Here is a 25831-nt window from a genome sequence, read left to right as displayed (position 1 = left end):
TATGAGATTTTTATTCGATAGAAATACGTGGCAAGAGATTTTTGGTTCTATAGGAAAGAACAAAATCAGAACGATAATAACCATTGTGGGAGTGTTATGGGGAATCTTTATTTATATCACGTTATCTGGAGCGTCAAAGGGGATGGACAATGGCTTCGAGCGTATGTTTGAAACTATTGCTCGAAATAGCATGTTCGTTTGGGCCCAAAGTACAAGTATGCCCAACGAAGGTTTTAAAACAGGCAGGCAGTTGCAACTGAAACTTGGCGATGCCATAATGATTGAAAATAGAATACCGGAAGTGCAGTATATCGCGCCGCGCAACGTAAAAGGTTTTTTTGGTTCTACCCCGGCTAGGGTAGGACGGGGAAAAGAGTCTGGTAGTTATCCTGTCTTTGGTGATTTTCCCAGCTTCACAAAGATTGCCCCAAAAAAAATATACGATGGGGGTCGATTTTTAAATGATGAAGATATAGAAAAGGCGAGAAAAGTATGTGTCATTGGTGAACGTACAGAGAAAGAGCTTTTTAAGAAAGGAGAAAAGACAATAGGTGGCTTCATTGAAATTGATGATGTGTTTTTTCAGGTAGTGGGAGTGCACAAATTTGATGCAAGTGGTGGTTTTGGTGGTGATGGCGATATTTTTATTCCTTTTGCAACTTTTAAGAAGCTTTACAATACAGGTGATAATGTGGGCTGGTTTTCCATTGCTGCCTATGACGATGTCGATGTGGTCAAGGTGGAAGAAAATATCAAAAATCTTTTAAAGAATATACATCATGTGCACCCTGATGATGAAAGGGCATTCGGGTCTTTTAATTTGGGTGAACAATTCGGTAAGATAATTGGATTCGCAAAAGGTATAACCTTTCTCTCACTGATTGTTGGCATAGCTACCATTTTAGCCGGTGTAATCGGTATCGGAAACATCTTGTTGATTTCGGTAAAGGAACGAACCAAAGAGTTAGGGGTGCGAAGGGCTTTAGGGGCCACACCAAAAGAGGTGCGTTCACAAATAATTTTAGAATCTGTTTTCCTGACCATGATTGCTGGTATCATGGGAATTATTCTGGGTGCTGGTACACTTAGTTTGATTAGTCGTATGACTAAAGACATTGATTTCCCTTATACCAATCCTACGGTTCCTATCCCTTATGTGTTTGGGGCATTGTTGATAATGGTGGTTTTAGGCACTTTGATAGGCTTGATACCGGCACAACGGGCTGTAAGCATTAAACCTATTGATGCATTAAGGGAAGAATAACAAGCTATTGAAAATAAGATGGGAGTACACGTAAACTTTTAACTAAAAACCACGAATACAATAACAACAAATACAACTTTAAAATGAACAAGATCGTAAAATACATACTAATAGGTTTATTGGTACTCGGAGCGCTATGGGCGGCAGCTTTTTTTATAAAAACCAATAGTAAATCAGCAATTACTTTCGAGACCCAAAAACCTTTTGTGACCAGCATTGAACAAAAAACAGTGGCAACCGGCAAAGTTATTCCTGAAGAAGAAGTGGAAATCAAACCTCAGATTTCGGGTATTATTGATAAAATTTATCTGGAAGAGGGCGATGAGGTCAAGGCCGGCGATTTAATAGCTAAAATTAAAATCGTACCGAACGAACAAGCCTTGAATCAATCTAGGGGCAGGGTCAGAAATGCTGAAATAGCACTGGGCAATGTGAGAATTGAATATGAGAGAAATAAGAAGCTGTTCGATAAAGGAGTGATTTCTAGTCAAGATTTTAATACGTTGCAATTACAGTTTGACCAATCAGAACAAGAGCTGCAGAATGCAAAGTCAGATTATCAAATTATTCGTAGCGGTTCGGCAAGTGGTTCTGCCACTGCAAATACCAACATAAGGGCAACTGTTGCCGGAACCATACTGGAAATACCTGTTGAGGAAGGTGATCAGGTGATTGAAAGCAATAACTTCAATGATGGTACAACAATAGCCTCAATTGCAGATTTAAACAAAATGATTTTTGAAGGAAAGGTTGATGAAGGTGAAGTGGGTAAGCTAAAAGTGGGAATGCCATTGAAAATTAGCCTGGGTGCTATCGAAGGCGAAGAATTGGATGCTAAATTAAAATTTATAGCACCCAAGGGTGTTGAGGAAACCGGGGCTGTTCAATTTAAGATAGAAGGTGATGTAGAGATTAAGGATGATGTTTTTATAAGGGCCGGTTATAGTGCCAATGCCTCATTGACGCTTGAAAAGAAAGATGATATCTTGGTTGTTCCCGAAGCCTTACTGCAATTTGATAAGAAAACCGACAAGCCTTATGTTGAGGTAGCCGTGGGCGCGATTGTCGATCAAAAGTTTGAGCGAAAAGATATTGAGATTGGTATTTCAGATGGCGTAAATGTAGAAATTGTTTCCGGACTTAGTGAAGATGATGAAGTAAAGCAATGGAATAAAACAGAGCCTATTAAGAAAGGTGAAGATGAAGAAGAGTCGGAAGACACGGAAGGCTAAAAATCATCAATCGTAATTAAATCATAATCAAATGAATTTTAAACAAACAGCTTTAGTACTCCTGTTGTTTACAGTGGGGAGCATAGCGGCACAGCAAAAGAAATGGACACTTCTTGAATGTGTAGAATATGCCGTCGAAAATAACCTGACCGTTGAGCAATATGAACTCGATCTTTTGAGTGCACATATCGATAAATCAGATGCATTGGGAGACATGCTTCCGAATCTCAATGGCTCGATGAGCACCTCGGGAAATACGGGTCTTTCTTTTGATCCTACGACTCAAGAGCCGGTTACAACAACCATTATGACGGCTAGCGGCGGACTCTCCTCTTCGGTGACTTTATTCGACGGTCTTCGTAATATTCACCGGTTAAACAGGGCGAAATTGAATGCCCTTGCCAATCAATATCGTTTAGATGACCTGAAAGACGATATCAGTCTTAATGTAGCAAATTCTTATTTGCAGATATTGTCGAACAAAGAGACATTGAAGGTATTTAATGCGCGATATGCCGTTACAGAGCAAGATTTGAAGCGTACCAAAGAATTGGTTGATGCAGGTGTTTTACCGTCGGGCGATTTGTTGGAAATAGAGGCTACTGCGGCCAATTTGGAGCAGCAAATTGTAAATACGGAGAATTTGGTCCTGATTTCAAGAATAAACCTGGCTCAGCTCTTACAGATAACAGACTATGAAAATTTTGACGTAGTTGATGTTGACTTTGAAATACCACCGACCGATATTCTGAATAATTCGCCTAAGGAAATTTTTGCCAAAGCCTTGACTTTTCGAAACGATATCAAGTTCTCGCAATCAAATATCGATTTGGCCATCGAAGATTTAAAAATAAGCAAAGGCGCATTATTGCCTACCTTAGGAGGTTTTTTTAATTACAATACCAGATTTTCAAACCAAGAAAGGTTTGACAATATCACAGGGCAGCTATTTAGAGAGAGCTTTGGTGATCAATTATGGATGAATGATGGTATTTCTTATGGTTTGCAAATGAATATTCCCATTTTTAACGGTTTTAGTGTAAAGAACAATATAAAGCGTTCCCAAATCAATGTTGAAAGGGCCAAACTACAGTTGGAGCAAGAAAAACTGGGCTTGGAAACCAATATTAATCAAGCCTACGTAGATGTTAAAAGTTTTTCAAAAGCATATGAAGCGGCACAAAAAACATTGGCCGCAAGACGTTTGGCCTTTAATTATTCTAAAGAAAGATATGACGTGGGTTTGATGAATGCCTTTGATTTTAGTCAGGCTCAATCCCGGGTAGACGATGCCGCGGCCGAGTTGGTGCGTACCAAATACGATTATATGTTCCGGATCAAGGTATTGGAGTTCTATTTTGGTGTTAAACTTGATCTTGAGGGGTATTAGTACCGATGGGGTTTTTAAACCTAAATAATTTGGGTAAATAGGGTTATATTTGTGCCCATTATGGCGACGATTTTAAACCTTGAAACTGCGAGTACAAATTGCTCGGTAAGTATTGCTAAAGATGGCGAACTGCTCGTAATTAAAGAGCACGACACGCCTAATTACTCTCATGCGGAGCAATTGCACGTCTTTATTGAAAAGGTCTTGCAAGAGGCTTCCATTTCTTTCCACGAATTAAATGCAATTGCGGTAAGTAAGGGGCCAGGTTCATATACAGGGCTGCGTATAGGGGTTTCGGCGGCCAAGGGTTTATGTTTTTCTTTGGATGTTCCCCTGATTTCGATTTCGACATTAAAGAGTCTGGCCCATCAGGTCGAATTTGGCGCTTACGATTTTGTTGTTCCTGTGTTGGATGCACGCCGTATGGAAGTATATTCTGCAATTTTTGATAAAACAGGAAGTGAAATTCGTGAAACACGGGCACAAATCATTGATCAGAATGCCTTTCGAGAGCTAGTGGGGAAGGAGAAAGTTCTAGTGATTGGCAGTGGTGCCGATAAATGCAAACAAGTGTTAGAACATTCGAACTTTAACTTTGAATTAAGTGCCGTTCCATCGGCTCGGGAAATGGCCTCGTTATCTTATAAAAAATTCCAAGAAGGCGACTTTGAAAATGTCGCCTATTTTGAGCCATACTACCTTAAAGATTTTATACTTCAAGGGAAAAAATAATCCCGAAAACTTGCTTGGGACAACTAGTGCCTTCGGCTTGTTTCGGGATATGTGTGGAGAGGTTGCTAAAAGAAGGACTTTATGCCTTCATAGCCTGTTCTTTAACATGTATATCACGTTGTGGGAACGGAATTTCTATCTCGGCTTCATCGAATCTTTTTTTGGTTTCCTCTATTACGTGAAAATGAGCACCCCAAAAAACACTGTTTTCTGCCCAAAACCTAAGCGTTAGGTCTACAGAGCTATCTCCAAGTCCATCTACATAGACTTCCGGTGCCGGTTCTTTCAAAATGTTTTCGTTGTCGGCACAGATCTGTAATAAAATTTCCTTGGCGATCTTTATATTGGAAGTGTATCCGATACCCACATTTATCTTGTCTCTACGAGTAGGCATGGCATTGTAATTGATAACATTGTCGTTCGATAGTTGTCCATTCGGAACGATAGCTATTTGATTGCCAAAAGTGGTTAGCTTAGTGTAGAAAATCGTTATTTCCTTAACCGTTCCATCGACTCCCTGCGCAGAGATAAAATCACCCACCTTAAAAGGTTTGAAGAGTAAGATGAGTACGCCCCCGGCAAAGTTTGACAATGAGCCTTGCAAAGCAAGTCCAATTGCCAATCCGGCTGCACCTATAATGGCAATAAGGGAAGAAGACTGTACGCCCAATTGGGTTATTACGAGAACGAACAGTACTATTTTTAAGGCAATACTGATAAAACTCTGTAAAAAGGTTTCAAGGGTAAGATCGTAATCTTTTTTTGCGAAAAACCCGCGAACCATACGATTGATAAAACGCACGACCCATAATCCTATGACTAGAATTAAAATGGCCGTTATGAGATTGGGCAATGCCGTCCAAACCCATGCGATGGCGTTGTCAATGTGTTCTTGATAATTCGTTAATTCTTTCATAAAATAGTTTAATTAATTTTTGCCAACATAACAAAAAACTTAATGCTCATCAAAGAATAAGGAATAAACTATTGTTAATATAACTTAACTCTTTAGTGTGAGAAGCTCTTTAGTGTGTTATGATTATTGCTGTCGATAATTCTTGGAGTGACATCGGTATCATTTTCAACAATGGTGATGAAAGAGAAAGCGTGATAAAAAAAACGTCCGGTAAGTACCAGACGTTTTCTATAGGTCAGGATAATTTTTAATTCACTTCGAAAGTGATTTTTACATTGACCCTGTAATTATCCATTTTGCCATCCTTGACGGTAGCACTTTGCTCGTTGATATACACCGAGCGAATATTCTTTACCGATTTCGAGGCATGTTCAATGGCATTTTTAGCCGCATCTTCCCAACTTTTATCGGAATTCGCCAATACTTCAATAACTTTTAAAACTGACATAGTGTATGGGTTTTTTGATTTCCTTGAAGATAATGAATATTAACCGCAAAGACGAAAATCCAAGTTGAAAATTAGCCGTTTACCGCTACTACTTCATTGATTTTGTCACCCATCATATTTTTTAACATGTTCTCGATTCCATTTTTCAAAGTGAAAGTTGATGAGGGGCATCCACTACAAGCTCCTTGTAGAATAACATTGACTGTTTTACTCTCTTTTTCATACGATTGAAAAAGAATGTTTCCGCCATCACTGGCGACCGCAGGTTTTACATATTCTTCAAGAATGTCGATAATTTCTTGTGAGGTGTCATCCAAATTTTTACTGGCTACCTCGCTATTGGCGACTTGTAAACTTTCTTGGCTTAGGGTTTCCGCTGAAACGACTTCTTTGCCTTCGGCCAGGAAGTTTCGGATAAATTCGCGAAGCTCCATAGTTATATCGTTCCACTCGGCAACATCGTATTTTCTGATGGAAACATAGTTTTCGTCAAAGAAGACCTCCTTTACAAAAGGAAAATGAAAAAGTTGTTTGGCCAAATCGGATGTTGCCGCCTCATCGATATTTTTAAACTCGAATGTTGCCGGAACAATACGTTTGTTGGCCACGAATTTCATGGTGGCCGGATTAGGTGTTACCTCGGCATAGACCGTCACTGGCGACAATTTTGAATCTTCACGTTCTATAACGATTGGTTCACCTGCATTCAGGTATTCCACCAATTGTTGGGCAACTTCGTCTTTGACATCGTCCCATTCTACAATATCGAAACGTTCGAGGCCTATAAAGTTGCCTGAAATATAAACCGTTTTGATGAAGGGAAGATAAAACAATTGCCGGGCCAATGGAGAGTCTTTGGCTTCGTCAATATTTTTGAACTCATAGTTCTTATTTGTAACCAAAAACTGATTCGTCTCGAATTTTAATATGCTGGGGTTGTTGGTTTTGATCGTGGTGATGGTATACTCTTTCATCGCTTTTAATTTTATGTAAAAATACAATCATTTTTGCAAAGTACGTAGGCTTTTATGGGTGTCTTAACTAAAGTGCCTTAAGCGCTTCCAAAGGATGGTTATTTGAGATAATATTGTTGTATTTCATCCGTTATTAGTTATGTTTAGTCGATAATACGAACTTTTGTTCCAACCAAATAGATGAAAAATCGTTTGCTTCTTTTACTCGCTTCCTTTGCCTTTGGCCTAAATACATACGCGCAGGAAGGAATTCCGGTATATTTCGACTATCTGGCAGACAATTATTACCTGGTATATCCATCAATGGCGGGTATTGGTGAAGGAGGGAAAATTAGGGCCACTGCCCGAATGCAATGGTTCAGCGTCGATGACGCCCCCAATCTACAGACCATAAATGCGAATTTTAGACTAGGGGATAGCAATAGCGGCGTCGGGGCCATATTTTTCAATGATGCTAATGGATATCATGCCCAGACGGGAATCAAATTGACTTATGCACATCATCTAAAGCTTGGTGGTGATATTCGAAACCTTAATCAACTTTCTTTTGGGTTGAGTCCTACATATTTACAAAGTAGTCTCGACGAAAGCGAATTCAGGTCGGTACAAATAGACAATGCCATTACTGGGGGTAAGATTAGTCAAGGCTATTTCAATGTAGATTTAGGATTATCGTATAACCATATGGAGTTCTACTCCCATTTTGCCATATTAAATGCCTTGGAAAGCAAACGTAATCTATATCGCTACGGAAGACAGAATCCAGATAACGTGCCCGTAATCGATAACCTTAGACGCTATCTGTTTTCGGTGGGTTATGTGTTCGGGAAAAGCGAATGGCAACTTGAACCTTCGGTTTTGTTTCAAATGACCGATTTTACCAAAGAAAAAAGTTTGGATATAAATGCGAAAGTATATCGCGATGTTGATTTTGGAAGGGTCTGGGGCGGAGTATCGTATCGAAGAAGTTTTGATGGGGCACAGTACCAATCAGGCAATGCCTTGGTGGTACAGCGATTACAACTTTTTACACCCATTGTGGGGGCAAATATCAAGAATTTCATGGTGTCTTATAACTACTCGTATCAAATGGGTGATATTCGGTTTGATAGTGGTGGATTCCATCAAATTACCCTGGGTTACGATTTTGGACAAACAGAGCGTAAATACGATTGTTATTGCCCTGCCGCCCAATAAAACCTTCCGTGATGCAGACCGTCTTTATTGAGCCGCATTTTTGCTGGCGGCAGCACTTTTAAAGATAAGGGCTGTCAAAAACAGGGCGACAAGGTACTTTCATACATTATCGCCGCTTTAAGTTTTCGTTACCCATTTCAGTTGATCTATTCCCATTTGTACGCCTTTTGAGCAGCTTGTTTTTCGATAGCCTTTAGCATAGCGTTCTCCAATTCTCCAGTGGCGCCTTCTTTTTGATTTTTGGAGATATAGGCATCACGCTTGGCATTTAATTCCAGAATCTCCTTTTGTATTTGAGTTCGTTCCGATTTTTTTTCTTTGATGTATGTCGCTATTTGGGCAGTTGTTTTGCCCTGTAGCTCTTTTGGCAGCTCCGTTTTTTTAATTTTAGAAACATCAAATTTCATATCATCCGAAGCATCGACTAAATCCCATGAAGAGTTCGAATACAAGCGTGAACTTTTGCTTACTGCCCGTTTTACCATGACCACCTCTTCCAAAGTCTCCGCATTGGCATCTTGCGCTGCCTGTAATCGCATTTTTGATTGTCCTAACGCCCCGTACGAAATGTACGTTTTGTTCAATTTTGAATTCAACCGAATGATGACATCGTCATAAGGTGTGTCGATTTGGACTACCTGGCGGTTATGGTCAATGGCCATGTACTCTCCACCTGTTAGTGCAGCTCCTTTTTTCCATTCCGCGTTTATACCTTGCTCATAGTCGCCGCAGAAAATAGTATTTACAACAATGTCCTTTTCTTTCGCATCGGTAACGGCGTCCTTATAATTTAATTTGCCTTGGGTGAAAGGTTCATTACCGGCAATGAATATCATTTTTAGATTATCAGGATTTTTTCCCCATTCCAATTGTCGCAAAGAGGTATTGATCACTGTACCGCAGTATTCTTCGCCCCCATCAGTAGTCAATGAAAAGAGTTTTTCTGAAATTTCATCAAGGTCACTACTGAAGTTCAATACCTGTTCAATATAACCTGCTCTAGAAGAAAGATTGTCATTTCCGTATTGGTACAGGGCAATCTGAAGTTTTGGTCTGGCTTCATTGCCACACTTGGCATGTGTAAATTTGTTTACAATATCCCACAATTGTGCTTTTGCTTGGTTGATAAGGCCATCCATACTATTACTTGTGTCGAGCAGAAGAGCGATTTTCACTGTATTGTCGTCCGGTTTTTCATCGTTTGTGATGACCTGGGCAATCAGCGGTTCGACACTTTGTTTTTTTGACTTCGTTTCACATGCGGAGACCGCTGTTATCGTAAAGCTCATTAAGCCCATTCCTAAAAGTTGCTTTATGTTTTTCATAGATTACTGATTTTAGTGTTAATATGGAATAAATGTAAGCCCGAACTTTTTTTTCAAAAACGACCATTGAGTGAACGTCCTGTTTGAATGCGTAAAGTGTCGTTTTGACTTCGTAATAGAATATAAACGGCTTGTTATGGCGTGGTTATTGGCCATTTCCCATTTTTTTGTACCGCTTAAATCAGCTAAGTTTACGTTGTAAATAAGGTTATGAAGAACTATTGTTTCATAGGAGTATTTCTGTTTTTTGGACTTGTTACGGTTTTTGCCCAAGTATCGGACAAAAGGGCGAGTCGTGAAATTTCAAAGCATCAAGCTTACCTTGATTCCGCAGCATTTTATAAGAGAAAGGATATTGGAAAAAGTATCGATTTTATCACACGATCCATTGCCGAGCTTGGCAAGAAAGCAAATAAAAAAGATTTGGCTACTTCTTTGACCGCACTTGGTGAGGTCTACCAATATTACGAACAGTACGATCTCGCTATTACCAGCTATATTGATGCACTTGAGGCAAACAAATCGACACGAACGACATTGCTTTTAGGAAAGGTGTATGTGCGCACCAAGGCCTTTAGGGCTGCAGAGAAAGTGCTTGTGCCGTTATTGGAAGTTGAGGGAATGGTTCCTTATCAGCGTGCGGAACTTTATGAGGTTATGGGCGATTCCTATACCGGTATGAATCAAATAGAAAAGGCGGTATCTTTTTATTCAGAAGGCTTGAAAGTGGCGAAAAAGAACCAGATTGCTCCTAAATTGGCCGATTTAAACTCTAAAATCGGTGACGCCTATGCCAGTAATGATAGGTCTACTGAGGCGGAGGCTTTTTATGGTAATTCCTTAAAATTGGCCAATAGTCAGGCGCCCCAACGTGCTGTTCAAGAAAAGGAAAAAGTTGCAGATTTTTATAACCAGAAGAGTCGGTTCGAAGATGAAATCGAATTACGAAAAAAGAGCTTGACCGAACTCGATGGTTTAAAAAAACTGTCAAAACCTGAAGCTAGTGTAGCAACAAAAATTGCAACCGTCGATTCAATTACCACCCAACGCATCAACTATAAAATTGCCAACGCGTATATTGCTCAGGATAAATACGACCAGGCTATTCCGTATTTGCGGCAGAGCATAGCGGAGGCCGACGACCAAGATGATTTGGTGGTGCAGAAAGATGCCACTCGAAAGTTGTCGGAAGTCTATCGGCATAAAGGTGATTATAACAAAGCCTTGGAAACTTACCAAGCGTATGTAGCGGTGGTTGATACCCTATATGTTCGTAAAGAACAGGAAATTTCTCGCGCCGCACGATTTAATCGCGAAATATCGAACAAACAGAGTAGAATTTTAGGGTTGGAGCAAGACCGGGAACTTTTTCAAAGCAAGTATGACTTAGCGCTGACCGAGCAGCAATTGATTCAAGAAACCAACAAAAGACAACGATGGGTGATATACTCCTTGATTTGTGGTTTGATTTTGATGGGATTGGCCGTTTTCTTTTTCTATCGGAGCGACCAACAGCAAAAATTGGCGAACAACTTGTTGGCATTAAAATCGCTGCGCTCCCAAATGAATCCGCATTTTATTTTTAATGCCTTGAATTCGGTCAACAATTACATAGCCAAAAGTGATGAGCGTAGCGCCAATAGATATTTAAGTGAGTTCTCGACTTTAATGCGCACCGTGCTTGAAAATTCCGAAGAAGATTTTATTTCCTTAAGCAAAGAGCTTTCCCTTTTGGAGCTCTATACTAAATTAGAGCATACTCGTTTTCCTGATAAATTCGATTATAAGATTACTATTGATGAGAAAGTGCATGTTACAGATTTTCAAATTCCACCCATGCTGCTGCAGCCATACGTAGAAAATGCAATATGGCACGGGCTGCGCTATAAAGCGGATAAAGGTTCTTTGAAAATCCATGTAAAACAGATAGATGCCACATCCTTGGTAATCACAATTGAAGACAATGGTATAGGCAGGGCGAAATCTGCAGAGCTAAAGACCAAGAACCAAAGAAAGCAAAAATCGAAAGGTATGGGAAACATTAAGAAGCGCATTGCCATTTTGAATGACATGTACAAGAACAAGATTGAGGTCGATATTATAGATTTGGCTAATGGTACGGGCACGAAAGTGGTATTCACTTTAAATAAAAATTAATGAAATTAAACGCGATCATAGTTGAAGATGAGGCCAATAGTCGTGAAATATTGCGAAACTATATAGTTAAATACTGCAGGGAGGTCAATCTGATGGGCGAGGCATCATCTATAAATGAAGCGCTTCAGCTTATTCAAGAAAATGAGCCCGACCTGTTGTTTTTAGATGTTGAAATGCCTTTTGGCAATGCGTTCGACCTATTGGACCAATTGCCCGATAGAAGCTTTCAGACGGTATTTGTTACAGCATATGATCAATATGCCAAAGATGCCTTGAACAACCATGCAGCCTATTATTTGATGAAACCGATCAATATAGACGAGTTGGTGCGGGCGGTTGAGTATGTGATAGAGATCAAACAAAAAGAAGATATACTGGAAGACCGGGTGCTACGACCAAAGTTAGGGCAGGTACTCGGTAAAATTACGCTTCCCCAACAAGATGGGTTTCAAGTATTGAACGTTTCAGAAATTCTTTACTGTAAGGCCGATGACAACTACACGGAAATTTATCTGATTAATAAGAAAATATTGGTAAGCAAAACCTTGAAGTATTTTGAGGAAGCCTTGTCCGGTTTTGCTTTTGCCCGTATCCATAAGTCGTACTTGGTCAATGTCAATGAAGTGGTAAAATACAGAAAGGGAAAGGGTGGAAGTGTTATTGTTTCCAATGGCAAAGAACTTTTGGTCTCTGCATCAAGAAAAAAGGAATTGTTGGCGTATTTTTAAATGGGTGTCAAGTCGAAGTCGATAATAGAAAATTCATAGGGAAGAAGAATGATAAAAACAATTAACGGAAAAACGCCCATAATCGGTGAGGATTGCTTTATAGCCGAAAATGCGACAATTGTCGGAGAAGTAAGTATGGGCGCGCAATGTAGTGTATGGTTCAATGCAGTGATTCGGGGCGATGTACATTTCATTAAAATGGGCAATAAGGTGAATGTACAAGATGGGGCGGTGATTCATTGTACGTATCAAAAATCGCCCACTACTATCGGTAATAATGTTTCGATAGGGCATAATGCTATAGTGCATGGCTGTACCATAGCCGATAATGTTTTGATCGGCATGGGGAGTATCGTTATGGATGATTGTGTGGTTGAAAGTAATAGCATCATTGCAGCGGGAGCTGTCGTAACCAAAGGAACACTTGTGCCTTCAGGTGCTGTTTTCGCCGGTATGCCCGCCAAAAAAATAAAAGATATAAGTCCAGAATTGAGTGCTGGTGAAGTAGATCGTATCGCAAATAACTATGTTAAATATTCAAGTTGGTTCAAGGAAAAATAGACTGAATAGACTGATAAAGGGGTAAATGGCAACCGTAGAATGCATATTTCACAAAATTTTGGCCTTTTCAACATACGCTTGATTCGTACACTTGAACATTAATTCCTACTTTTGAGGCATCAAAACAGAAAAAATGAATGCATATATTTTTCCCGGGCAAGGGGCACAGTTTGTAGGAATGGGATTAGATTTATACGAGAAGTATCCAGTAGCTCAGGAACTCTTCGAGAAGGCCAATGAATTACTTGGCTTTTCGATTACGGACATCATGTTCGAAGGTACGCCCGAAGATTTAAAGGAGACCAAGGTTACGCAACCAGCTATTTTTTTACATTCCGTGATAATGTCAATGGTCATGGGCGATAATTTTAAACCCGATATGGTTGCTGGACATTCATTGGGCGAGTTTTCGGCACTCGTGGCAAATGGTACCCTAAATTTTGAAGATGGACTGCAATTGGTTTCCAAAAGAGCTTTAGCGATGCAGAAAGCGTGCGAATTGAAACCCAGTACCATGGCCGCAGTTTTAGGTCTTGATGATAAAATTGTGGAAGAAGTATGTAGGGCAATATCTGGTATTGTCGTAGCCGCAAATTATAATTGCCCAGGTCAATTGGTTATCTCTGGAGAAATTGAGGCTATAAATACGGCCTGCGAACGGTTGAAGGAAGCCGGTGCCCGTAGAGCTTTGGTTTTACCTGTAGGTGGGGCTTTTCATTCGCCACTGATGGAACCCGCTCGAGAAGAATTGGCTTCGGCCATAGAAAGTACACTTTTTAAAGAGCCCAAATGTCCCATATACCAAAATGTGTCGACGACTGCGGTCACTGATGCCGAACAAATTAAGGGTAACCTGATATCTCAGTTGACAGCACCTGTGAAATGGACACAAAGTGTTCGGAACATGTTTAGTGATGGCGCCACATCATATATTGAAGTTGGGCCGGGAAGAGTTTTACAAGGCTTGGTTAAAAAAATAGAACCAACGGCTGAAACTAGTTCTGCTGCGCTATAATACCATACGTTAATCTACGAATTCTGTATTTCATCCGAAAAAAGCATATTTAACGGTATAATTGGGGCCATAGCTTTTTTTTTTAGTAATATTGGGTCCCATTTTCTATAAAAAAATCTACTTACATTGCTGTGAATTGAATTCTTATAAATTCAACGGACAGTTTATGAAATTGAAAAGAAATTATTTTTCCTTGGCCCCAGGAGATAATTCGCTTTACAAGCGCTTTATTTTTGCTGCTGCCCTACTTTCCGGACTTATGCTTCAAGGGCAGCTGGTTTCAGTTAATGCGACCGTTGCCACTGCTTCAGAAACTGGTACTTCCGGTACTTTTAGGATATCTATTACAGGAGGACTTCCTGGTAGTTTTTATTCGGTGGGGTATATAATATCGGGTACGGCAACACAAGGTGACGACTACGCCTCCATCTATGCGCCAGCCGCCTCTGGAACCGTATTCCTGTTTACAGGTGCTGCCGGTAACGATTTTGAGGATATTACAGTTGGCGGTATTGTAAATGACAATCTTGTAGAGGGCACAGAATCAGTCGTACTCAATTTGAGTCCGAGTTTTGCTTATACTATTGCCGGAACGGGCGAAGCTACTGTTAGCATTACAGATAATGATACGGGTGTTATTTCGTTGGATACGGTCTCGGCAAATTTTATTGACGAGGTCAATGAAGATGGTTCCGGGACTTTTTCATACGGGCAATTTCGAATTGTATTGGACAATCCCAATGGTACTGCAAGTCCGGTAACGGTCAACTATACAATTTCAGGTACCGCTAGTGGAACAGATTATAACTTGACCAATGCGGTAGATTTGACCTTTAATAATACCACAGGACAATTAGCTCGAAACATACGCGTGGCGCCGGTGGATGATGCTGTGGCCGAACCTGATGAAACGGTCACGATAACATTGAATAGTACCAGTAACCCGGTTTTGTTTTCTATTGGGACTCCGGCATCGGCCACTATTACCATAATCGATGATGATTGTGCTGCAGGGGATACCGCCCCGGCGGTGAGTACAAATGCCGAAGCGTTTTGTGATACGTTTTCCCAGGCCTTGGATGATTATTTTATCGGGGTGAGGCCCGCCAATACAGATTTGGGATGGACGACAAACCCTGATCCTTCGGTACAGGGAGATTGGCTACCTCCGGCAAACGGAAGTCCTGTGACAGTCCCTGGTGTATATTATGCATTTTTTGTAGACAATACCACATATGACTGTTTTAGCCCTACTGCTGCAGTAACCATAACACAAAGTTTTTCGCCATCGGCTGGTACAACTACCGATGCCGGTGCGTGTTCCGATGAAGATTTTGGAGAGAGCAGGGTAGACTTGGATGATCATATTGATGATGAAGACGACGGCGATTGGACCCAGACAGGAGGTCCTTCAGTTGGGGCAATTCCGGGCAATAACCGAATTGATTTTGATGGCCGCGCCACAGGGCAATATATATTTACCTATACGACAAATACGGCAACCGGGGCTTGTGTAAATGATACGGCAACCGTTACTGTTACGGTCATTGAGTGTTGTGATGCAGGTAGTACGGGTCCACAGTTGATAGCTAACCCGCCCGCAACGGTTTATTGCGATGCTTTTCCCGATGCCTTAAGTTTAAGTGATTTTACGACTTCTGTTCCGCCTGCCGGCACGGTATTGAAATGGACCACCGACTCCGCTGATCCTGCCGATGTGAGTTCACATCTTACGAATACCCGTATAAATAATCCTTTGCCAGGTACCTATTACGCCTTGTTTTATGATGCGGATAACGATTGTACTAGTCCACTTTTAGAGGTTACTTTGGCGCTGAACGAAACTCCGACCATAACGGGTACCGAGGGAGGCACGCGCTGCGGCCCAGGTGAAGTAGAGCTTACGGTCACGGCAACGGGGAGTCCTACATTTAATTGGTACACCAGCGAAACGGGAGGTACGCCTGTAGATACTGGAGCTAGTTATACCCCGACGGTTTCTCAGGGCGTGAATTTAGAACCAAGAAATCATTCTTTCTGGGTAGAGGCAACCGAAAACGGTTGCCCTTCACCGAGGGTGGAAGTAATTGCTACGGTGGTTCCACAACCTTCTCCGGGTATACCGAGTGATACCTCGTCTTGTAATGATTCCCGGTTTGGAACAACAACGTTGAATTTGGCTGGTCAATTGGCTGGCGAAGATGCGGGGGTGTGGGCAGTAACTTCTCAGCCAGCAGGAGGTAGTTTGGGGAGTCCTACCAATGGTACGGGTACGGTAGATTTTCAGGGGCAACCTGACGGCGACTATGTTTTTACTTTTAGTACAACAGGGGCACAGGCACCCTGCGCTAACGAATCGTCGATGGTGACTGTTTCTGTTAGTAGTTGTGATACGGATAATGATGGTGACGGATTGTTTGGTGGTGATGAACAAGCATTGGGGACAGATCCAAATAATCCTGATACAGATGGTGACGGTGTCAATGATGGGGTTGAGGTCGGCGATATTATAGCAGCGCCATTAGATGAAGATAACGATGGCATTATTGACGCCTTAGATTCAAATATCACAGATCTTGATAATGATGGCGTGAACGATCAACAAGATCCGGCCAATGACAATCCATGTGTACCTGATAATTCACACAATCTTTGTGATACTGATGGCGATGGTATTACTGACGGCGACGAAGAAGCGAACGGGTCTGATCCTTTGAATCCGTGTGACCCTAATCTGACACCAGATTGTGAACCAGACCCGATTGATTTAGAAATCATAAAAGAAGTAGATAACGAAAATGCCCTTGTGGGTGAGCGAGTTACTTTTACGATACATGCAAATAACCTTTCAGATAGTAGGGTGCTAGGGGTGAAAATTGGTGATTTATTAGAAACCGGTTTCGAGTATATAGCGCATACAGCTTCCTTAGGCAGTTATGACCCGGAAACTGGTATTTGGGATGTTTTTGAGATGCAACCGCTAGCCAACATTACTTTAGAAGTTACAGTTGATGTGTTAGAAGGTGGGGTATATACAAATACGGCAGAACTTTTAGATTCCTTTCCAATCGATAATAATAGCACCAATGATGTCTCGATGGTCACGCTCAATATAGACTTGCCGGAAGGAATCAATTTAATAGTAGAGAAAACCGCCAGAATAAACAACAGTGAGAACACGGTAAATGTTAGTAGCCGGGTGAGTCCGTTGATTGGGGAAGAAGTGATTTTTACGATTAAAGTTACCAATAAATCCCAAGAAGATGCAGTGTCGCGCATCGTGGTGCGTGATTCGATAACCAATAGTGATGAATTGAATTTTACCATTCTCGACGCTTTTACCGTAAATGGAACCTATAACGAAAATTCAAATGTTTGGGTCATTGAAAGTTTAGCGGTAGGTGAAGAAGCGCTACTTGAAATATCCATGGTTTTTGAAGAAATAGGAACGCTTTTTAACACTGCAACCATTGAAAATTCTTCACCACATGAAAGTAAAGTGAACGATGAAGACAGTCAATCTACAATTCAGATCGAGGTAAGTGAGCGCACTCCGTTGGAAATCGGAATTATCTTTAATCAATTTTCGCCAAATGGAGACGGAACCAATGATGAACTTAAAATAAACCGAATAGACAGTGAAACGAACGAAGTTGTTGAAATAATCTATTCCATTAAAATATTCAATAGGTATGGTGCTTTGGTCTTTGAGGGCGATGATATGACCGAAGAAGTAATTTGGGATGGCAGTTGGGAAGGACAAGACGCACCAGACGGCACCTATTTTTATGTTTTAGATGTTGTTCAAGATCGAGATGATGTAGCGCCCTTTAAAACTCAAAAAGGCTGGATACAGCTTATCAGATAACGAAATCAATGGCATACAATATAAACAACCCCACATATCACTGTCTGTATTTATTAATCGGTCTTGTATTGTTTAATGTATATACTGGCTATTCGCAGCGAGAGCCCCAATATACCCAATACATGTATAATATCGGTAGCTTTAACCCGGCCTATGTGGGCACTGTTGAAACACCTGAACTCATAGGGTTGTATCGGGCACAATGGTTAGATATTCCGGGTTCGCCCAGAACAATGCGTTTTGGTGCAAATATTCCCTTTTCGAACGATAAACATGGCCTTGGGTTCAATGTCGTGAATGATGAACTGGGGCCGGTTACACAGACCTATGTAGATTTGGCTTATTCCTATCAGTTTCAAGTTTCCGATAATACGAAACTTTCTTTTGGTATGGATGTGGGCGGCGGATTTTTAAATGTCGATTTTTCGAAGGGAACCTTTGAAAACCCCGGAGAACCGGTTTTAGACCGTACACCCGTAAAAAAGTTTTACCCCACAGTAGGTGCAGGTCTGTTTCTGTACGGTCAAGATGTCTGGTATTTAGGTGTTTCCATTCCTAATTTCTTGACTGATGGTATTTATGATGATGACGTAGCTTCCATAGTAGAAGATAAGATGCACTTTAATTTTATTGGAGGGTATGTTTTTAATTTATCGGAAACCCTGAAATTCAAACCGGCGTTTTTGGTTAACTACCTTAAGGGATCTCCGGTGAATGCAAATGTTTCGACCAATTTTTTGATTAATGAAAGGTTTACATTGGGAGCTTCTTATCGTGTAGGAAATGCGGTTAGTGGATTGGCCGGTTTTCAGATTGGCAGTGGTACGTTTATCGGGTACTCTTACGATTATGATACCAACCCTTTAGGAAATTTCAATAGCGGTTCACATGAGGTTATTTTGAAATTTTATTTGGGCAAAGGTAGTGGTCCAAGCATTAATACTGGTAATACTGGCAGTGGTGGTAAGCGAACGAAGCCAAGTAAAGGGCAACCCAAACAAATAGATACGCCAAGATTCTTTTAAACGTGAGGTTGATTGGTCATAGCGAACGATTAATTGACCTTTTACGATGAAATGTTATCGGAGAATAAAATCCGACCTTTAAAACAAACAATAGTAACAGATGAAACTAAAGATATTTTTATTGTTCTTTGGTCTGTTTTGGGGCCTTTCCCATGCACAAGAGACGAAGTCGCGGGCTGACAAATATTTCTATAGTTATGCCTATGCCGATGCTATTCTTGAATATCGCAAAGAGATGACCCAAGGTACATTGACCAATGAACAGCGGCTAAATTTGGCAGATGCCTATTTTAAAACAAAAGATTACGCCAATGCGTCAAAAATTTATTTAGAGGTCAATAAAAGCGATTCGACGATATCAAACCATCGGTTTAATAAGATGTTGCAAAGTTTGGCCCAGACCGCTGAGAAAGATCGGGTAAAATCATTATTGAAATCAAGACGCGGGTCGTTACACGATGAACTTTTTGAGAATGCTGAATTTAACTTTGAATTACTGGAGACTTCAGCCAATTCTTCTGAAGATTTTCAAGTGTTCAATATTAAGGGGAATAGTGCGCAAGCCGATTTTTCACCAACTTTTTATAAAGACGAGCTCCTTTTCAGTAGTGGACGTACTCAAAAATCAAAAGATGTTTATGCGCCCTCTGGTGAATCATATCTTGATATTTACCGTGGAAAAGTTGAGTCTAACGGAGATGTTGTCAACATCAATGAGTTCACGGGTATTCCTGATTCAAAATACCACGAAGCAACTCCATACTTCTCCAAAAAGTTGAATCAGATATTTTATATCGCTTCGAATGAAGAACGTGGTAAGCTTTTATTCGATGAAAAAGGAAAAAATGCATTGGCCATCGTCATTGTCAAGAATGGAGCAGGGGCCGACCAACCTTTTAATTATCTCCTGAGAGATTTAAGTGTTTCCTTTTATTATCCATATTATGACGAGGCTTCCGATCGCCTATATTTTTCCGCCAATTTTGATGAAGGTTATGGGGGAACGGATCTTTATTACGTAAGTACTTTCAATGGTCAGATTATGTCGCAGCCCGTTAATATGGGCCCACGTATTAATTCCGCAGCCAACGAGATAGCACCCTTTATTTTTGATGGTAGTTTGTATTTCTCTTCCGATGTTTTTTATGGGTTGGGCGGAATGGATATTTATAAGGCGAATCAGCGTCCCGATAATACGTTCAGTATCCCCGTAAACCTTGGTAGGGGCATAAATTCAGATGCTGATGATTTTGGATTTATAATTAAGGAAAGCGGACTTAATGAATTTTCTGGTTTTTTCTCGTCAAACAGAAGCGGTGGAAAGGGCAATGATGATATCTATGGTTTCAAGGTGGCTGAAAAACCTGGGCTAAAAACTTTCGCAATTAAGGGTACGGTGCTAAAACCTCGTAGCAGTCAAGGTATTGCCGAAGCTTCGGTTAAAGTTCTGGATGCCGAGGGAAAAACGATTAAGGAAGTTTTGACTCAAGCTAATGGAAGTTATCAATTGGAGATTCCTTGGAGGGAAACTGTCTTTTTGGAAATTTCAAAAAAGAAGCATTCGGTTTTTAGTCAAAAATATGTAGGTGCTGATCAGGAGGAGGTGCAGAAAAAACCTTTGGTTATCGAAATGGCCTATTTGGAAGATGTGGTTGAGCCGAAAGAAGATAAGATGGTGTTGAAATTGCAAAAGATAAAGTTTGCCAAGGCAAAGAGTAACTTGACTCCTGAAACTTTGGTAGAGCTTGATAAAGTAGCAGACCTGCTTCTGAAGTTCCCCGGAATGCGAGTTAAAATAGAATCTCATACCGATAGTCGTGGTAGTAGTTATAGTAATAAAAGAATTTCCCAGCAACGTTCGGAAGCCTTATATTCCTATTTGATGAAAAAGGGAGTGCCTTCAGAGAATATTATTGGGGTTTTGGGCTACGGGGAAGAGCAGATAACCAATAGCTGTACCAATGGCGCTTTCTGTTTAGATTTCTTGCACGATCAAAATGTACGTAGCCTGTTTGTCGTTGACAACTATGATGAATTGATAAATCAATAGAAACCACAGCTTACTTAAAGCATATTTTTTATAAGGTTTTTACCTTCCCTTGGCTATTCGGAAAATATATATCGGTGTGAAAATCTTACGAATTTGTAGCTGTTAAAAAACAATCATCCAAAGGTATAATACCGAAAAGAAGGAGAGAAAAACAATGCCTGCGTATGTCAGCACTTGAAGCCTCTTTTTGGGCCTTTGTTCAATAGGAAGTTCTTTGCTCATTACATTTTTAAGATTCATGTACCCAACTATGGGTGCTACCACAAAAGACACAAAAGTTGCCAAAGCAACCAACTGCCCCATATTTGCACTAAAGGCACTGACCACAATATAGTTGATCAATGCCAAAACTAGTACTCCGAGGCCATAATAGATTTTCTTTCTGTGCATTTTGATGTTGGGTACGAGTAGGCCGATAATATCCAGACTTACTCTGGCAATGGCGTCATGAGCGGTCATGCAGGTGCTGAACATAGTTGCGAAGGCCGCTACAGCTATAAAGATATAGGCCCAGGATCCGATATGGGACGTGAACAATTGTACGATTTGATCAGCAAAGGTCACAGCGTTACCACTGAGTTCGGTATTGGTGCCGTATAAGGTCATGCTGCCAATGGTCAAAAAGAAAATGGCCAAAATACTTGTGAGTAGGTAGCCAATATTGAATTCCTGAAGCGATTCTTGCAAACTAGGCTTTTCTTTGGTTTTCCATTTTTCAACACTCCATAGACTGACCCAACTTGAAGCTTCTACCGTTGTGGGCATCCAGCCCATTAATCCGATTAAAAATAAAACCCCTGCTTCATCAAATATGGGCAGAGGTTCAAAATTTTCTACTGGTAACACCTGCCCTCTTAAAATAACTAAAAAAGTGGTGATGATAAGGGCGATGAATAAAATCGTAACGACCAATTTTAGAGAGCGTTCTAAAAATGTATAGCGCCCAATAATGAGTAGGAGGCTAATGAGTAAAAATAAACCCAAGGCGATTAGGCTGATTGAAACGTTCGTTATTTGGGCAAGATTAATGAAGAGACCCGCCGTAACCGTATATAAAGCGGCTAAAATGGTAAAGGTAGATACTAACGTGATTAAGGCATAAAACCACAAATAGCCTTTGCCGCGATTGCGATAACCTTCTATCAAGGTCTTGTTCGTTACGTTGGTATATCGTACTCCGAATTCAAAGAAAGGATATTTAAATAGATTAGCAAGTACAATGGGCAAGACCATTATCCATCCATATTGTGCTCCGGCTTTAGTAGATAGCACCAAGTGGGAAGTTCCAATGGCCATGCTTGCAAATAATAGTCCCGGACCAAGAATTTGGAGTAGCCTTTTGGCTTTAGATATCATTAATTTCACTTTATGGGCCAAAATAGTTTTTTTTAATGACTTATGGGACCTTTAATTTTTAATATAAAACACCCCTGTAAGGTAGTTTAAGGGGGGGGCGGTTTCGGGAAATTTGGTATTGGTTTTTTTGATTTGAAACTGAGTGTACTCGGAGCTGTCATTTTTGTGCTAATTCCGATTTAGTAAGAAATCTCTTTATTATTGGCGTAAAACACCTGTCTGTTAATGATTATTTAACACATTTTTACCTTAATGCAAAAAACTTAACATTAAAAACACCTAGGGAAGTAAGGCGAGCATATATATTTACAATCTGAAATATTGAAGTTTAGGCCGATGCAACAGGGATTGGCTAGTCCAGACAGTAATTATTGGAATACGAATTATTAAAATGTCAGAAGCGCTGCTGGCATTTGGTAAATTGAAAATTGCAAAAAAAACTCTTCATCAGAGAAACTATAGACTATGAAAAAAGAATATCACGATAGGGTTTACTTGACCTATGCCAAAAGCAGTTACGGCCTTTCCGTTTTTTGCTTGTTGGCCATGTTTTTTGCGGTTACGGTAAGCGCAAACAATACCGTTTCGATTGAGAATGATCGAAATACTTTTTCAACACATGCCTTGGCGGTGCCTCAAGAGACCGTTCAAGGGTTGGTGTCTGATGAGACCGGTCAGCCCTTACCAGGAGCAACTGTTCAAATAAAAGATACGTCTATAGGTGTTACTACAGATTTTGATGGTAATTATTCTATTGAAGTTGCTAGCGGAGATGCTGTGTTAGTGATATCTTATCTTGGATATGCGACAAAAGAAGTGGCGGTGGCAAACCAATCTACGTTAAATATTTCATTGGAACCCGATGCCTCGCAATTGGATGAGGTATTTGTGGTCGGTTACGGTACTACCGCTAAAAAGGATGTTACCGGGGCTATTTCTTCGGTAGATGGTGATGACTTTAAGAATTTACCGGTCGCCAGCGTTGACAAAGTCCTTCAAGGACGGTTGGCCGGGGTTCAAGTAGTGAACAATGGTGGGGCACCCGGGGCCGGCGCATCGATACGGATTCGAGGAACTGGAACCGTAAATAATTCTGATCCGCTGTATGTTATTGACGGTGTTCCGACGGGTAGCATTTCAGGAATCAATCAGAATAATATTGAGTCTATTGAAGTTTTAAAAGATGCTTCCGCTTCTGCTATATATGGTACACGAGCTGCTAACGGGGTGGTGATAATCACAACGAAAAAGGGAAGAAGAGGGCAGAGGACCGAAATGACACTTGATGCCTATACCGGTTTTTCCAACGTTGTAAAGACCATCGATGTGCTCGATGCTCCTGCCTTGGCCGAAATCAAGAGAGAGCGTTATACAAACGATGGTATTCCGGTTGATGAAATTTGGAACGATTCGCAATACTTGACGCAACGTACCAATTGGCAAGATGAACTTTTTAGAACGGGCACTACGCAAAATGTAGATTTGACCATTACCGGTTCTAGCGAAAAATCATCTTTCTTATTCGGTTTGGGCTATTATGATGAGCAGGGTGTTATTGAAAAAGCAAAGGCAAATCGATTGAGTTTGCAAATGAACTCCGACCATAGGGTAACCGATTGGTTGAAAATCGAACAAAACCTTTCGTTGTCAACACGGGCCGATAATGCCTTTAATACAACCTCGGCACAAACTGGTTTGATTTGGAGTGCTATACGTTTTCATCCCGGGCTTCCGGTTCGAAATGCCGATGGTAGCTATAGTTCGTCTCAGGTAAGCAGTGAGTTTGGTGATATCAATAACCCCATATATACGGTCAATATTGATGATGCTAAGGATAGAAAAACACGAATTCTATCAAATGTTGCGGCTGAAATCTCCTTTACACCGGAGTTAAAGTTTAAAGCGAATTTTGGTGTCGATGCTGAAATTCGTGATCAAAAGTCATATGATGCCCAAATCTTAGACCAGATTAGACAACGGGGAACCAGTAGTAGATATCGAGGGTATGAAGAAACCTATTCATTTCTTATGGAATATTTCCTTTCGTACAATAAGGTTTTTGGTGACCATATTGTTGGGGGAGTTGCAGGGTATACCGAGCAATCATTCGATTCCCAAGGTTTTAATGCAAGAACTTATAATGTTGAAAGTAGCGAGAGTCAAAAGTTATTGACCAACGGTGATGCCGATACCGCAAGCGAGTTTCGTACACATGATGGGCTGAGATCAATATTTGGGAGACTCAATTATTCCTATAAAGATAAATATTTAGTTACCGCTACATTAAGGTCCGATGAGTCTTCACGATTTGCAGAAGGAAATCAAAGAGGAACATTCCCGGCCTTTTCATTGGGTTGGAGAATTTCCGAAGAATCTTTTTTTGATTTTCCTTTGATAAGCGACCTTAAATTAACTGGAGGATGGGGAGAACTGGGGAATCAAAATATTTCCCGCCTACAGTATTTGGCACGATTGAGTGGTGGTAGAAGGTATTCATTCGGTCTTGATGGAAGTAATCAAGTAGAAGGTGTTGCACAGGCAAGTTATGCCAACCCTGATGTAACTTGGGAAACAGTTGTGATGACCAACTTCGGATTGAATGTAGGGTTTGCCGATAACAGACTTACTACTAACTTTAACTACTTTATCAAGAATACCGAGGACATGCTTTTGCAACCACCTGCCATTGGTAGTCAGGGTACTATTTCTTCTCCATTTCAAAATGTTGGTGAGGTTGAGAACAAAGGCTTGGAAGTTGAGTTGAACTGGCAAGATACCAAAGGCGACTTAAGTTATGGTGTTGGTGCCAATGCTTCGTTTGTTAAGAATAAGGTAATCAAATTGGTCGATGGCAACTTTTTGGCTTCCGATTTTTACGGACGTCCAAACCAAGAGCTTTCCAGAACCTTTGAAGGTGAGCCTATCGCTACTTTCTATGGATGGAGGACCAACGGTCTTTTTCAAACACAAGGTGATATTGACGGTCATGCTACTCAAGAAGGTGCAGTGCCCGGTGATGTGCGATTTGTTGATATCAACGAAGATGGGGTAATCGACGATGAAGACAGAACCATAATAGGAAGCCCCCACCCCGATATGACTTACGGCATCAATGCGAATATCGCATACAAAGGATTTGATGTTACAGCTTTTTTCTTAGGTGCTGCCGGAGTCGATATTTACAATGCCGATAGAATGCAAGGCTTAGATGCTTCATATCCTTTTAACGTGTATTCAGATATAGAAGGACGATGGACGGGGCCTGGCACTAGTAACTCAATACCAAGAGTGTCTACACTTCGAACGAATTTGAACCATAGAACTTCTGATTTGTTTGTAGAGTCGGGTGATTATTTCCGCTTGAAGAATTTGACAATTGGCTATTCGCTACCCAGTGATTATATTGAGAAAATTAACCTGAGTCGGTTACGTCTATACGTAACGGCACAAAATTTATTTACCATTACAGGATATTCCGGTATGGACCCCGAATTGGGGCTGACCGATGGCAATTTACAGCAAAACGTAGATTTTGCACAATTTCCACAGGCAAGAACATTTTTACTTGGTGTAAATCTTAGCTTTTGATTTTA

At 40.7% G+C, this 25831-nt stretch carries 18 protein-coding genes; 13 read left to right on the top strand and 5 right to left on the bottom strand.

The genetic code is table 11. The features are described 5' to 3' along the window. Position 1 precedes the first annotated feature (1 nt). The 4 genes from AACZ88_RS16130 to tsaB all read left to right on the top strand — a co-directional run bounded on the left by AACZ88_RS16130 (position 2) and on the right by tsaB (position 4618). On the top strand, positions 2 to 1264 hold the full coding sequence (locus AACZ88_RS16130; RefSeq protein ID WP_339712251.1) for an ABC transporter permease: 1263 nt from the start codon (positions 2 to 4) through the stop codon (positions 1262 to 1264). 83 nt (positions 1265 to 1347) lie between these two features. Continuing rightward, complete coding sequence (locus AACZ88_RS16125) at positions 1348 to 2496, top strand: efflux RND transporter periplasmic adaptor subunit (protein WP_339712249.1); 1149 nt, start codon at positions 1348 to 1350, stop codon at positions 2494 to 2496. A gap of 31 nt (positions 2497 to 2527) precedes the next feature. After that, entirely contained in the window at positions 2528 to 3886 is a 1359-nt protein-coding gene (locus AACZ88_RS16120; RefSeq protein WP_339712246.1) for a TolC family protein, read from the top strand. A gap of 60 nt (positions 3887 to 3946) precedes the next feature. Further along, on the top strand, positions 3947 to 4618 hold the full coding sequence (tsaB, locus tag AACZ88_RS16115) for a tRNA (adenosine(37)-N6)-threonylcarbamoyltransferase complex dimerization subunit type 1 TsaB (protein ID WP_339712243.1): 672 nt from the start codon (positions 3947 to 3949) through the stop codon (positions 4616 to 4618). 79 nt (positions 4619 to 4697) lie between these two features. On the opposite strand, the gene AACZ88_RS16110 is transcribed toward tsaB, so the two are convergent. The 3 genes from AACZ88_RS16110 to AACZ88_RS16100 all read right to left on the bottom strand — a co-directional run bounded on the left by AACZ88_RS16110 (position 4698) and on the right by AACZ88_RS16100 (position 6956). After that, positions 4698 to 5534 (bottom strand): mechanosensitive ion channel domain-containing protein, encoded by an 837-nt coding sequence (locus AACZ88_RS16110; RefSeq protein WP_339712240.1) that lies wholly within the window; start codon positions 5532 to 5534, stop codon positions 4698 to 4700. A gap of 247 nt (positions 5535 to 5781) precedes the next feature. Then, complete coding sequence (locus tag AACZ88_RS16105; RefSeq protein ID WP_339712237.1) at positions 5782 to 5982, bottom strand: dodecin family protein; 201 nt, start codon at positions 5980 to 5982, stop codon at positions 5782 to 5784. 71 nt (positions 5983 to 6053) lie between these two features. Next, the gene (locus AACZ88_RS16100; RefSeq protein WP_339712234.1) at positions 6054 to 6956 is read right to left on the bottom strand and encodes a NifU family protein; all 903 of its coding nucleotides are present in this window, start codon (positions 6954 to 6956) and stop codon (positions 6054 to 6056) included. 180 nt (positions 6957 to 7136) lie between these two features. Here AACZ88_RS16100 and AACZ88_RS16095 point away from each other — a divergent pair, with 180 nt between their 5' ends. Beyond that, positions 7137 to 8153, top strand: coding sequence for a type IX secretion system membrane protein PorP/SprF (locus tag AACZ88_RS16095; RefSeq protein WP_339712230.1), 1017 nt, complete (start codon positions 7137 to 7139; stop codon positions 8151 to 8153). A gap of 146 nt (positions 8154 to 8299) precedes the next feature. Here AACZ88_RS16095 and AACZ88_RS16090 read toward each other — a convergent pair whose 3' ends face one another. Beyond that, positions 8300 to 9478: a vWA domain-containing protein gene (locus AACZ88_RS16090; RefSeq protein ID WP_339712227.1), complete on the bottom strand. Its 1179-nt coding sequence runs from the start codon at positions 9476 to 9478 to the stop codon at positions 8300 to 8302. Positions 9479 to 9688: 210 nt separating this feature from the next. Between AACZ88_RS16090 and AACZ88_RS16085 the strand changes: the two genes are divergently transcribed. The 7 genes from AACZ88_RS16085 to AACZ88_RS16055 all read left to right on the top strand — a co-directional run bounded on the left by AACZ88_RS16085 (position 9689) and on the right by AACZ88_RS16055 (position 20882). Continuing rightward, positions 9689 to 11635 (top strand): histidine kinase, encoded by a 1947-nt coding sequence (locus AACZ88_RS16085; RefSeq protein ID WP_339712224.1) that lies wholly within the window; start codon positions 9689 to 9691, stop codon positions 11633 to 11635. Then, positions 11635 to 12363: a LytTR family DNA-binding domain-containing protein gene (locus AACZ88_RS16080; protein WP_339712221.1), complete on the top strand. Its 729-nt coding sequence runs from the start codon at positions 11635 to 11637 to the stop codon at positions 12361 to 12363. The genes AACZ88_RS16085 and AACZ88_RS16080 overlap by 1 nt, the downstream gene beginning before the upstream one ends. A gap of 48 nt (positions 12364 to 12411) precedes the next feature. Further along, positions 12412 to 12924, top strand: a complete 513-nt coding sequence (locus AACZ88_RS16075; RefSeq protein WP_339712218.1) for a gamma carbonic anhydrase family protein — start codon at positions 12412 to 12414, stop codon at positions 12922 to 12924. Positions 12925 to 13057: 133 nt separating this feature from the next. Next, entirely contained in the window at positions 13058 to 13939 is an 882-nt protein-coding gene (fabD, locus tag AACZ88_RS16070) for an ACP S-malonyltransferase (protein ID WP_339712215.1), read from the top strand. Positions 13940 to 14105: 166 nt separating this feature from the next. Further along, the gene (locus AACZ88_RS16065; RefSeq protein ID WP_339712212.1) at positions 14106 to 17807 is read left to right on the top strand and encodes a gliding motility-associated C-terminal domain-containing protein; all 3702 of its coding nucleotides are present in this window, start codon (positions 14106 to 14108) and stop codon (positions 17805 to 17807) included. An 8-nt stretch (positions 17808 to 17815) separates the two neighbouring features. Next, entirely contained in the window at positions 17816 to 18832 is a 1017-nt protein-coding gene (locus tag AACZ88_RS16060) for a type IX secretion system membrane protein PorP/SprF (protein ID WP_339712209.1), read from the top strand. A 100-nt stretch (positions 18833 to 18932) separates the two neighbouring features. Continuing rightward, positions 18933 to 20882, top strand: coding sequence for an OmpA family protein (locus AACZ88_RS16055; protein ID WP_339712206.1), 1950 nt, complete (start codon positions 18933 to 18935; stop codon positions 20880 to 20882). A 102-nt stretch (positions 20883 to 20984) separates the two neighbouring features. Here the strand turns inward: AACZ88_RS16055 and AACZ88_RS16050 are convergent, their stop codons facing one another. Next, positions 20985 to 22235: a divalent metal cation transporter gene (locus AACZ88_RS16050; protein WP_339712488.1), complete on the bottom strand. Its 1251-nt coding sequence runs from the start codon at positions 22233 to 22235 to the stop codon at positions 20985 to 20987. A 468-nt stretch (positions 22236 to 22703) separates the two neighbouring features. On the opposite strand from AACZ88_RS16050, the gene AACZ88_RS16045 reads away from it, so the two are divergent. Then, the gene (locus tag AACZ88_RS16045) at positions 22704 to 25826 is read left to right on the top strand and encodes a TonB-dependent receptor (protein ID WP_339712203.1); all 3123 of its coding nucleotides are present in this window, start codon (positions 22704 to 22706) and stop codon (positions 25824 to 25826) included. Positions 25827 to 25831 lie beyond the last annotated feature (5 nt).

It is taken from the genome of uncultured Kriegella sp. (genome assembly GCF_963975415.1).
Classification (GTDB): Bacteria; Bacteroidota; Bacteroidia; order Flavobacteriales; family Flavobacteriaceae; genus Kriegella.
This window is presented reverse-complemented; position numbering and strand designations above follow the sequence as displayed.